Source organism: Noviherbaspirillum aerium (genome assembly GCF_008929045.1).
Taxonomy (GTDB): Bacteria; Pseudomonadota; Gammaproteobacteria; order Burkholderiales; family Burkholderiaceae_D; genus Noviherbaspirillum; species Noviherbaspirillum aerium.
In genome coordinates, this window is record NZ_VFAH01000002.1 from 419,899 (window position 1) to 430,878 (window position 10,980).

Sequence of the window (10,980 nt, forward strand, 5' to 3'; positions counted from 1 at the left end):
AATATCTTGATCACTCTGAAAACTTCACTTCAAGGAAGACGCCAATGACAGGCTTCAGCACCAACATCGAAAAGGACACTCTCGACAATGGCAAATTCCGGGCCGTGCTGCACACCACAGAGCGCATGCAGCTCGTCATCATGACGCTGCAGCCGGGCGAGGAAATCGGCCTTGAGCGGCACGAAGGCCATGACCAGTTCATCCGGGTCGAGGCCGGCGAGGGCGTTGCACTGCTGAACGGGGAAAAGCATGCGCTCGAGGACGGTGTAGCGGTCATTATTCCGGCGGGCACGGAGCATAACGTCATCAATACCTCGACCACCGAGCCGATGAAGCTGTACACGATTTATTCACCGCCGGAACATCCGGACGGCATCGTTCACGAGACCAAGGCCCAGGCGGACGAATACGAGCGCCAGCACGGGCATTGACATGATCGCCGGCGGATTTCCGCAGTCCGTCCTCACGTTCCCCGCCATTGGTTCAAGCGTCCGCTGCATCGACGCGCTCCAGGTCCGGCAGCCGGCCCCCTGTCGGGCTCCAATCGACTGCGCACCCGGCAGTTGACGAATCCGTACATGCGAGGCAATCGGCCGCGCGGTCGATTGACGCTCGGGTCGACTTGTGAAAGTATTTCCCACACCGCCAGAGGCCTTGACATACCAGGGCAAACAAGAGCGGTGACCAACCAATTCAATGGAGACTCGCGTGAAGATCACACACCTTCTGCCAGCAGCGGCCATGGCCGCCCTTGCCTTCGGCGCAGCACAGGCCCAGGCCCAAAACCAGGCTTATCCTTCGAAGCAGATCACGATCGTCGTGCCGTTCGCCTCCGGCGGCACCACCGATGTCCTGGCCCGCCTCGTCGGCGGGGAGCTGAGCAAGGCCTGGAGCCAGCCCGTCATCATCGAGAATAAACCGGGCGCCGCCGCCAATACCGGTTCCGCCTACGTGGCGCGCTCCGCGCCGGACGGATATACGCTGCTGATGGGAACGGTCGGCACCCATGCGATCAACACCGCCCTCTATGGCGCCAAGATGCCCTTTGACCACATCAAGGACTTTACGCCGATCTCGATGGTGGCCAGCGTGCCCAATGTGCTGGCGGTCAATGCCGAATGGGCCGAGCGCAACAAGATCACCGATGTGAAAAGCCTGGTCAGCCATCTGAAGGCCAATCCCGGCAAGGTCAATTGCGCCTCCAGCGGCGCCGGCACGTCGATCCACCTGAGCTGTGAAATGTTCAAGAGCAAGACCAAGACCGACATCGTGCACGTGCCCTACAAGGGATCGGCACCGGCGGTCACCGATCTGGTGGCCGGCAATGTGGAAATCATGTTCGACAACCTGCCCTCCAGCCTAGGCCAGATCAAGGCCGGCAAGCTCAAGGCGCTGGCGGTCACGACGGCCAAGCCGATTGCGGCACTGCCGAACGTGCCGACCGTGGCGCAGAGCGGCGGCGAACTGGCCGACTTCGAAGCAGGCAGCTGGTTCGGCCTCTTCGTGCCTTCCGGCACGCCGGCTCCCATCGTCGCGAAGCTGGAACAGGAAGTCGGCCGCATCGTGCAGCAGCCGCAGATGCGCGAAAAGATCCTTGCACAGGGCGCGGAACCGGTCGGCAACAAGTCGGCCGACTTCGCCGGTTACATCAAGACGGAAACCGTGAAGTGGGCGCAGGTGGTCAAGACATCCGGCGCGCGGGTCGATTGAAGCACCGCGCGCTCGACGAGCGGCAGCGGGCGAGGCTGCCGCTGCTTCACGGGCAATCGAAGAGGGAGACACCGTTGAAGACGCGTGGCACTCAGTTCCAATGCAATGCCACAGCGCTTATCCTTCGTCGGCGAGCCTGAGGATATCATCCACGCGGTAAGGCTTCTCCAGGAACTCGAAGTCGCCGAGATAACCGTGACCGGACTCGATGGCAGGATTGGGATAGCCCGAGACCAGAATGATCTTCAGTTGCGGATGCAGCTCCCTAGCCTTGTAGGCGAGCTGCAAGCCGCTCATGCCCGGCATCACCACATCGCTCAGCAAGATCTCGAAGTCGTTGCGATCCTGAAGGATCGCCAGGGCGGCTTCGGCACTGCTCGCCGCAGTCACGTCGAAGCCGTACGCACTCAACAGTTCGAACGTGATTTCCAGCAAATCGGGATCATCGTCAACAAGCAGCAGTCGATGCGCCTGAACCCCGGGCGCATCATGGGTCGCCAAGCGTGACCTGCTTCTCCATGTCGCTATTCGTCGTCCGCTCCCGCTACCTGCGTTGTGGGAGAAATTTGAGACTGTCATGATTTACCATCATCGGAATGTATCGTATCCACCAATTAGTTTGAGATGACGCCGACCATCCAGTGAGATGAATTGGAAATTTGTTGAAGGAAAATGTGACCAACAGATTTTCAACTCGCACCACTAGAATATTTACGATGTGCCGGCATTATTTACGTGACACGCCTGCGTGGCTTGCCAAGTCGGCGATCTGTCCCCGGTCTTCCACCGTTGTTCGGGCTCGGCGGAAAGGAAAGCATGGCTTTCATCGACGATCGCGTTGACTGGCGCTGTTGCCTACGTCAGCAAGCATACGTAAGCAAGCTCAGTGCCAAACATTCAAAACACCTTGGAAGTCGCGGTTGACAAGAGATGCAAGCCGGGAAACAGGCGGGCGATCCTGGCGGACAGGATGGCAACTATTCTTTGGAAGGAAATGGGAAGGATGATGGCATGCCAGCAGCACAGGTGTGACCGGCATACCCTAAAGAACGAGGATGCAGAGGCAGCCAGAGCGTCCAGGCAGATTCAGCTTGAACGTTACGCCGCAGTGTTTGCATGAAATCCTGCGCGATTAGATAACATAGCTCAGGCGCAACTTTCTGCGTCTGTCGCCGAGGATGCCGCGAAGTTCCTCGATAGTGGTTTGCGCGCATTCCGCCATCCACAGCAGCATGGAAGCGCTGATGGTCAGTTCGCCGCTTCGGATCTTGCGCAAGACCTTGGTCGAAATGTTCAGGCGTTGCGACAGTTCCTTGTCGCCGGAAAGGCCAAGCCGCTCCATCAGGGTATTCAGCAAACGGTTTGGATCATATTTTGAAATGGCAATTGTTTGTTCCATGTTTCGTCACTAAGCAACTTGTTTCGAGAGAATGTTCGTGCGACCGAAGCATTTCCGGCCGCCCTCCATGCAGAGAAGTGAGATGGGGGCTGCATCGGCATGATCAAGGGCATTCCGCAGTGTTGCCGCCTCCTCCCTCTCTTGTCGTCGCTTGTCGTCGCTTGTCGTCTCTTGCCGCCGTGTCCTGCGTGGGCGGAATCAGTGAATCCCCATCCGTGCCGGCAAGCAGTGATTGCACTCCTCTATGGCAGCGTTCCCCACAAGCTGTGGCCTCAGGTTCTATTGATTTGGCCCGGAGAATGGTTTATTTTCCGGGCCGCTGCCGTCCGCCTCTACCTCTGGGAGAGGGCCGGATCCATAAGCCTGTGCCCAGGCGTTAATCGCCGGGTTGATCGGGGTGATAAGCGGCTCGCCGGTGAAGTGGCTGGGTGATGAAGGGCATTTCCTGCTGTCAGGACTGCTTGGCGCCATGGCCCTAGGGCCGGTGGCGCGGTAGGCGGCATGACACGGCGAGAGTGCCTCGTCCAGCCATCGGAAGCCCGGCGCTATCTAGGCTCGACTTCCGGTTGTCGGTCTTCAGTTTTCATTCATGCGCGCGTACTTCATATCGCATCCTTGCCGAATACCGGCGCCCGCTTTTCCCGGATGGCGGCAACACCTTCCTTCGCATCGGCCTGGCTGAAGTCCATCATCTCCGCAGTCAGCGACGCTTCGAATGCCGGCCATGCAGCCTGCAGCCAGTGGTTGAGGGAACGCCTGGTGCCTGCGATCGCGGACCGGCTGCCGGCGGCGAGGCGGCGCGCAATGTCCAGTGCTTCCGCCTGCAGCTGCTCGGCGTCGACCACCCGGCTCACCAGGCCGATGCGCTCGGCCTCCTCGCCGCTCAGCGTCTCGCACAGCAGCAGGTAATACTTGGCCTTGGCCATGCCGCACAAGAGCGGCCAGATCACCACCGCATGATCGCCGGCGGCCACGCCGAGCTTGGTATGGCCGTCGATCAGCTTGGCAGTGCGCGCGGCAACGGAGATATCGGCCAGCAGCGCCACCGCGAGCCCCGCGCCGACCGCCGCGCCATGGATGGCCGACACGATGGGCTTGGTGCAGTCGATCATGCCGCGCACGATATCGCGCGCTTCCCGCATCACCCGCTGGCGCGCCTGTTCCGAAACCAGCATGTCTTCCACCATCGCCAGTTCGCCGCCGGCACAGAAGGCCTTGCCTTCGCTGCGCACCAGCACCGCCCTGACCTGCGGATGCGCGGACAGCTGATGCCAGATGCCTGCCAGCGCCGCATGTCCCTGCGCATCGGTCACGGGCATGCCACCCGCCGGCTGGAATACCAGATGGGCGATGCCCTGTTCGTCGATGTCGACGCGAAAGTTGCTTGTCTCGACGGGAAGGGAAATGGTCATGCTGAGCTCCTTGCAATCTGAGGGCAATGTCGAATAGTTGCCTTGCCCTGGATAGAAAAACAGGACGCAAGCGTCCTGTTTTCCGGATATCGATTCGAATTCCGAACGGCTATCAATATGTCTCGACGTGGAAGCGTCCTTCCTTCACCATCTTCGCCGACAGCTCGTTCCAGTCCAGTCCTTCCGCCGCGCACACCGAGCGCAGCGCATCCATCACGCCGGTCTCCATGCCCTTGAGGCCGCAGATGTAGATGTAGGTATCGCCGCGCAGCAGATCGACCACCTGCTTGCCGGCCTCGCGGATCTTGTCCTGCACATAGGTCTTGGGCTGACCCTCGACACGCGAAAAGGCGAAGTGCTTGTCGATGAAATGATCCGGCAGCTTCAGCAGCGGACCGAAGTAAGGCAGCTCCTGCGAATTGCGTGCGCCGAAGAACAGCATCAGCTTGCCGATCTTCTTGCCGTTCGATTCCAGGCGGCGGCGGTGCTCGGTCATGGCACGCATCGGCGCCGAGCCGGTGCCGGTGCAGATCATCAGGATGTTGGAACCGGCATGGTTGGGCATCAGGTAGTTGGTGCCGAAGGGACCGGTGACCTGCACCGGATCGCCCTTCTGCAGATCGCACAGATAGTTCGATGCCACGCCGGCGGTGGGCTTGCCTTCATGGTCGGTGACCACGCGCTTCACGGTGAGCGAGAGATTGTTGTATCCCTCGCGCTCGCCGCTGCGCGGGCTGGCCACCGAATACATGCGCATGTAATGCGGCTTGCCGCTGGCATCGACGCCGGGCGGAATGATGCCGATCGACTGGCCCTCCAGGATGGGAAAGACCTGCGTGCCGAAGTCGAGCACGATGTGGTGGATATCGCTTTCCACCGACGGATCGGTCAGCCGGTAGTTGCCGGCGATGGTTGCCGTGATCGGATTCTTCAGCGTGTACAGGTTGATGTAGGGATGCGCGGCCGACCATGGCGGCACCGGCGACGTCGCCGAGCTTGATGCATTGACCTGCACTTCTTCGACCGCGGCTTCGGCGGCATTGTCGCTGGCGGCCTGGTCGAGCAGGCTGGGGTCGATGTCCTGCTTGGGCGGCAGCTCATCCCAGGTCAGCTGTTCCTCGATCGAATAGGCCGAGGCCTTCGGGACGATGTGCCAGTGGTCGATGGAGCCGGTCGGGCAAGGCGAGATGCAGGCGCCGCAGCCGTTGCAGACATCGGCCTTCACCACGTAGTTGCGGCTGTCGTGGGTGATCGCATCGATCGGACAGGTCTCCTCGCAGGTATTGCAGCGGATGCAGACCTCGGGATCGATGAGGTGTTGACGGATGAAGGCGATCGGTTCGGGTGCATTCATGGCGGCCAGTCTTGATAGGGTGGAACGGGGCCGGACAAGGTCCGGCCCGGTGATGCCGGTTAGTTGAACCGCACGTACTCGAAGTCGATCGGCTGGCGGTTGATGCCTACCGGCGGCGGCGCAATCCAGTTGGCCATCTTGCCCGGCTCGATCACGCGGCCCATCAGCGACGCCACATAGGCGCGGTCTTCCTCGCTCGGCAGCCAGTTGCGCACATTGGCGGCCCACTCGGCTTCCGAGATCACGCGGCCGTCCGGCGACACCTTGTGTCCGGCGAAGGTGCCGATATGGCGGTTGAAAGCCTTGTGCGGCGCCTGCAGGCGGAAGGAAATGCCCGCTTTCTCGATGACGCGGTTCCAGCGGCCGACGCCGGCGATGGAGTCGCGGATGAAGTCGTCGCGCAGCACTTCGTTGAGCGAATTGAGCATCGGCACTTCCTTCTCGACGATCTTGTCGCCCTGCACTTCGAGAATCTTGTACTGGTTGTTCTTCAGCAGATGGTCGTCGTCGCGCTTGGTCTCTTCATAGCGGCCTTTCAGGCCGGAGCTGTAGAAGATCGCCGCATTCGATGACTGGTCGGCGCCGAACAGGTCGATGGTGACGCTGAAATGGAAGTTCAGGTAGCGCTGGATGGTCGGCAGGTCGATCACGCCATGCTTGCGCACCTCCGCCGGATCCTCGATGCCGTGGGTCTTCATGATGTCGACGGTGCGCTGGATGACGCGCGAAATGCCCGACTCGCCCACGAACATGTGATGCGCCTCTTCGGTCAGCATGAAGCGGCAGGTGCGCGACAGCGGATCGAAGCCCGACTCGGCCAGCGCATTGAGCTGGAACTTGCCGTCGCGGTCGGTGAAGTAGGTGAACATGTAGAACGCCAGCCAGTCCGGGGTCTCTTCATTGAAGGCTTCCAGAATGCGCGGGTTGTCGTCGTTGCCGGAATTGCGCTGCAGCAGCGCTTCGGCTTCCTCGCGGCCGTCGCGGCCGAAATACTTGTGCAGCAGGTAGACCATCGCCCACAGGTGGCGGCCTTCTTCGACGTTGATCTGGAACAGGTTGCGCATGTCGTACTGCGACGGCGCGGTCAGGCCGAGATGGCGCTGCTGCTCGACCGATGCCGGCTCGGTATCGCCCTGCGTGACGATGATGCGGCGCAGGTTGGCGCGGTGTTCGCCCGGCACTTCCTGCCAGGCGGCCATGCCCTTGTTCTCGCCGAAGTTGACCTTGCGGCCTTCTTCCTGCTGGGCCAGGAAGATGCCCCAGCGGTAGTCGGGCATCTTGACGTGGCCGAAGTGAGCCCAGCCTTCCGGCGTGACGTTGATCGCGGTGCGCAGGTAGACGTCGAAGTTGGTGGAGCCGTTCGGGCCCATGTCCTGCCACCATTGCAGGTAGTTCGGCTGCCAGTGTTCCAGCGCGCGCTGCAGGGTCTTGTCCTCGGACAGGTTGACGTTGTTCGGGATCTTTTCGCTGTAGTTGATTGTGCTCACGGTGTCTTCCTTGATATTGTCGAATCGTTCAAACGCGGTTCAGATCGAACTTCGCCTTGTTGCCGGAGCCATAGACCTTCAGCGCGCCCAGCTCGCCGACGGCGTTGGGGCGGATGAAGATCCAGTTCTGCCATGCGGTGAGGCGTCCGAAGATGCGGGTCTCCATGGTTTCCTTGCCGTTGAAGCGCAGGTTGGCTTCCATGCCGGTCAGGGCGTCCGGCGACATGCTGGCGCGCTCTTCGATGGCCAGGCGGGTCTCGTCGGCCCAGTCGATATCGTCCGGGTTGTAGGTGATCATGCCCAGCGCCATCGCCTGGTCGGCATCGAGCAGCTGGCCCCGGCTTTCGCGCACGGCGCTGATCGCGGCTTCGTCGCCATAGAAGCGGCGGGCAATGCGCGATTCGCCTGTCACCATCGGATAGGTGCCGAAGTTGAGTTCGGACACCGCGATCTTCGGCGCCTTGTCGGCGTCGTCCGGCAGGGCCAGCATGTAGCTGCGGTCGGCGGCAAGCGCGACTTCGAGCAGCGTGCCGGCGAAGCAGGAACCTTCTTCGATGAAGGCGAACAGCGAGCGCGAAGTCACGTCCAGGCGCGCCAGCGTGCGACGCAGGAAGCCGACGGTTTCGCGCACCAGCCAGTGATCCCGGTTGGCGGCGAGCGTGGCATCCACGTCGAGCACGGCTTGCGGATCGCCCGCCGACTTCAATACCCAGGTGCCGATGTCGAGTTCATTGGTGCGCAGGTGCAGGATGGCGTCATCGAGTTCGCGGGCGAACTGCAGCGGCCACCATTTCACGCCGGCGGCTTCGATGCCGGCGGCATCCTTGGGCTGCGCGGCGGATGGCGACTTCACGGTCAGGGTCGCGGTGCGGTTGCTGCGGTCGATCGCAATGCTGACGAATTCATAGTCGATGCCGTTATCCGACTGCTTGCGGTCGAGCGGCGTCAGCTTGACGCCGGTGGCGCTGTCGGGACGCTGGCTCTTCGCGGCCAGTGCCACCGCATGCTGGCGCACGGTCTCGGCGAACTGCGCCGGCTTGGCCACTTCATCGACCAGCTTCCAGTCCTTGGCGCGCTGGCCGCGCACGCCTTCGGAAGTGGTGCAGAAAATATCCGCGTGATCGTGGCGCACGCGGCGCTTGTCGGTCAGGCGGGTCAGGCCGCCGGTGCCGGGCAGCACGCCGAGCAGAGGCACTTCCGGCAGGCTGACCGAGGAGGAACGGTCATCGACCAGGATGATCTCATCGCAGGCCGCGGCGAGCTCGTAGCCGCCGCCGGCGCAGGCGCCGTTGACCGCCGCGACGAACTTCAGGCCGCCGTGGCGGCTGGAGTCTTCCAGGCCGTTGCGGGTCTCGTTGGTGAATTTGCAGAAGTTGACTTTCCAGGCATGCGAGGACTTGCCGAGCATGAAGATGTTGGCGCCGGAGCAGAAGATGCGGTCGCGGCTGCTGGTGATGACAACGGTCTTCACGGTCGGGTGCTCGAAGCGGATGCGCTGGACGGCATCGTGCAGTTCAATATCGACGCCGAGGTCATAGGAGTTGAGCTTGAGCTTGTAACCTTCCTTCAGGCCGCCGTCCTCATTGATGTTCATGGTGAGGGTTGCGATCGGACCGTCGACCGCCAGGGACCAGTGCTTGTAAAGCTCGGGCGAGGTTTCGTAATTGACTTGGGGTGCGGTACTCATATGCTCCTCGGTGAAGTATGGTGCATTCGTCAGGCTTGAAACGCACTATATTGCAGCACCCATGGAGTGTCAAGAACAAAAATGCACTTCAGTTCGTGCAGATGTACTTTTTTGCAGGATGAAGATGCATGCCGGAAAGCCTGTTTCAACGGGGCATGAAACCGGGGTTTGGCGCACGATCCCGCGCCACAAGAAAAAAGCCGGAAGCTTGCGCCTCCGGCTTTATTTCAGCTCTATTATTTCAGCTCTTTTCAACTCAGCTCGAACGAGCTGCGGCAACCGGACTATCCGCAGCCTATCGGTGTAGCTGCCGGTCCCACTCGACCAATGGATTCACGCCGGCAACTGAATCACATCCCGCAGCGCATCCATCAAGCCGAAGTAGGCATTTTCCTGCGTCATCTCGCTGGTATCGAAAGTCTGGTCGGCCTTCGAATAAAAGGCGGCGCGGCTTTCCAGGATGCTCTTCAGGTCTTCCATCGCTTCCCGGTTGCCCGACATCGGCCGCGTGTCGCCCTGCGCCAATACCCGTTCCATGTGATCGCGGGGAGAAGCCTTGAGCCATACCGTATAGCAGTGCGACAGCAGCAGGTTGAAGGTGGCGGGGTCGGATACGATGCCGCCGGGCGTGGCGATCACCGCGCGCGGGAAGCGCTGGATGATGTCTTCCAGCGCCCGGTATTCATAGCGGCGATAGGCGCTCGGGCCGTACAGCGCATGGATCTCGGCCACGCTGCAGCCGGCCAGGGTTTCGACGTGGCGGCTGAGTTCGACAAAAGGCACCATCCAGTAATCGGCCATCATGCGGCCGAGGCTGGATTTGCCGGCGCCGCGCAGGCCGACCAGCGCGATGCGCTGCCGGCGAGCGGTTTCGCTGGTCGGCGCATCGAAGATGCCTGCCAGGGTCGAGCGCGCCTTGGCCAGTTCCTCGTCGGAACGGCCTCTCAGGATTTCACGGATCATCAGCCATTCCGGCGATGTGGCGGTCTCATCGCCGATCATTTCCGCCAGCGTGCAATTCAATACCGAAGTCAGCTGGCGCAGGAACTGCAGCGTGGCATTGCCGACGCCGGATTCCAGATTGGCCAGGTGGCGCTCGGAAACGTTGGCCAGTCTCGCCAATGCCTTGCGGGTCAGGCCGCGGCGCGACCGCAGGGCACGCAGCCGCTCGCCCAAGGCCACCAGAAACGGATCCTTTTCCTCTTCGGGGCTGTCGGTCAATGCATTTTGCGCGGTCATACGTGAGTCTTTCTCCAGAATAAGGCGCAGTGTATTTCAAAGAGCCATCATGCCGGCGATTATCGCAAAAAACGAATGCATGAGGCGCTCAATAAAATGAAATATAGTGTTGGATACTGCTTGACACATGCAACATAGTACACCTAAACTCGGCGGCATAAAAAGACAACTTGTTCCAATGCCATGCACTCAAGTGCATTCAAGGAGATGTGCAATGGATGTCGACCGTTTCCGCGAGCTGATCCGCAAGCTCACCGAAGAAATCGACGGGCTGCCCCTGGACGCCGCCCTCGCCTCCCGCCTCAATGAGCGGCACGGCGCAGGCAGCGAGCTTTATCAGCAGATTTTCGATGCCTGCAAGGTCGGCGTGCGCGACGGCTGGCTGTGCAACCGGGAAGCCGACGGCATCCGCTATGGCCGCGTGCTCAAAGCCACCGAGGCGACGCATCATTTCAGCGTCGACGTGGTGGAAATGGAAGACATTGCCGGCCCGCATCATGCTCATCCCAACGGCGAAATCGACCTGATCATGCCGCTCTCCGAAGGCGCAAGCTTCGACGGCCATCCTGCCGGCTGGTGCGTGTACGGCCCCGGCAGCGCCCACCGGCCGACCGTGGCCAAGGGCCGCGCGCTGGTGCTTTACCTGCTGCCCCAGGGCGCCATCCAGTTCACCGCCGCCGCAGCCTGAGAGC

Annotated in this window: 10 protein-coding genes; 3 read left to right on the top strand and 7 right to left on the bottom strand. The window is 61.3% G+C overall.

Going from position 1 to position 10,980, the window contains the following annotated elements; translation table 11 throughout:
- Positions 1-44: 44 nt before the first annotated feature.
- The gene (locus FH061_RS05105) at positions 45-431 is read left to right on the top strand and encodes a cupin domain-containing protein (RefSeq protein ID WP_151633618.1); all 387 of its coding nucleotides are present in this window, start codon (positions 45-47) and stop codon (positions 429-431) included.
- Positions 432-696: 265 nt separating this feature from the next.
- A complete protein-coding gene (locus FH061_RS05110; protein ID WP_151633620.1) occupies positions 697-1,710 on the top strand; it encodes a Bug family tripartite tricarboxylate transporter substrate binding protein in 1,014 nt (337 codons plus the stop codon).
- 117 nt (positions 1,711-1,827) lie between these two features.
- On the opposite strand, the gene FH061_RS05115 is transcribed toward FH061_RS05110, so the two are convergent.
- The 7 genes from FH061_RS05115 to FH061_RS05145 all read right to left on the bottom strand — a co-directional run bounded on the left by FH061_RS05115 (position 1,828) and on the right by FH061_RS05145 (position 10,288).
- The gene (locus FH061_RS05115; protein ID WP_192804918.1) at positions 1,828-2,211 is read right to left on the bottom strand and encodes a response regulator; all 384 of its coding nucleotides are present in this window, start codon (positions 2,209-2,211) and stop codon (positions 1,828-1,830) included.
- 631 nt (positions 2,212-2,842) lie between these two features.
- Entirely contained in the window at positions 2,843-3,109 is a 267-nt protein-coding gene (locus tag FH061_RS05120; RefSeq protein WP_151633624.1) for a hypothetical protein, read from the bottom strand.
- A gap of 602 nt (positions 3,110-3,711) precedes the next feature.
- Positions 3,712-4,521: an enoyl-CoA hydratase/isomerase family protein gene (locus FH061_RS05125; protein ID WP_151633626.1), complete on the bottom strand. Its 810-nt coding sequence runs from the start codon at positions 4,519-4,521 to the stop codon at positions 3,712-3,714.
- A 112-nt stretch (positions 4,522-4,633) separates the two neighbouring features.
- Positions 4,634-5,875, bottom strand: a complete 1,242-nt coding sequence (gene boxA / locus FH061_RS05130) for a benzoyl-CoA 2,3-epoxidase subunit BoxA (protein WP_151633628.1) — start codon at positions 5,873-5,875, stop codon at positions 4,634-4,636.
- Positions 5,876-5,934: 59 nt separating this feature from the next.
- Positions 5,935-7,362, bottom strand: a complete 1,428-nt coding sequence (boxB, locus tag FH061_RS05135; RefSeq protein ID WP_151633630.1) for a benzoyl-CoA 2,3-epoxidase subunit BoxB — start codon at positions 7,360-7,362, stop codon at positions 5,935-5,937.
- 28 nt (positions 7,363-7,390) lie between these two features.
- On the bottom strand, positions 7,391-9,049 hold the full coding sequence (boxC, locus tag FH061_RS05140; protein ID WP_151633632.1) for a 2,3-epoxybenzoyl-CoA dihydrolase: 1,659 nt from the start codon (positions 9,047-9,049) through the stop codon (positions 7,391-7,393).
- 333 nt (positions 9,050-9,382) lie between these two features.
- Positions 9,383-10,288 (bottom strand): helix-turn-helix transcriptional regulator, encoded by a 906-nt coding sequence (locus FH061_RS05145; protein WP_151633634.1) that lies wholly within the window; start codon positions 10,286-10,288, stop codon positions 9,383-9,385.
- Between the two features lie 214 nt (positions 10,289-10,502).
- Here FH061_RS05145 and FH061_RS05150 point away from each other — a divergent pair, with 214 nt between their 5' ends.
- The gene (locus FH061_RS05150) at positions 10,503-10,976 is read left to right on the top strand and encodes a DUF4863 family protein (protein WP_151633636.1); all 474 of its coding nucleotides are present in this window, start codon (positions 10,503-10,505) and stop codon (positions 10,974-10,976) included.
- Positions 10,977-10,980 lie beyond the last annotated feature (4 nt).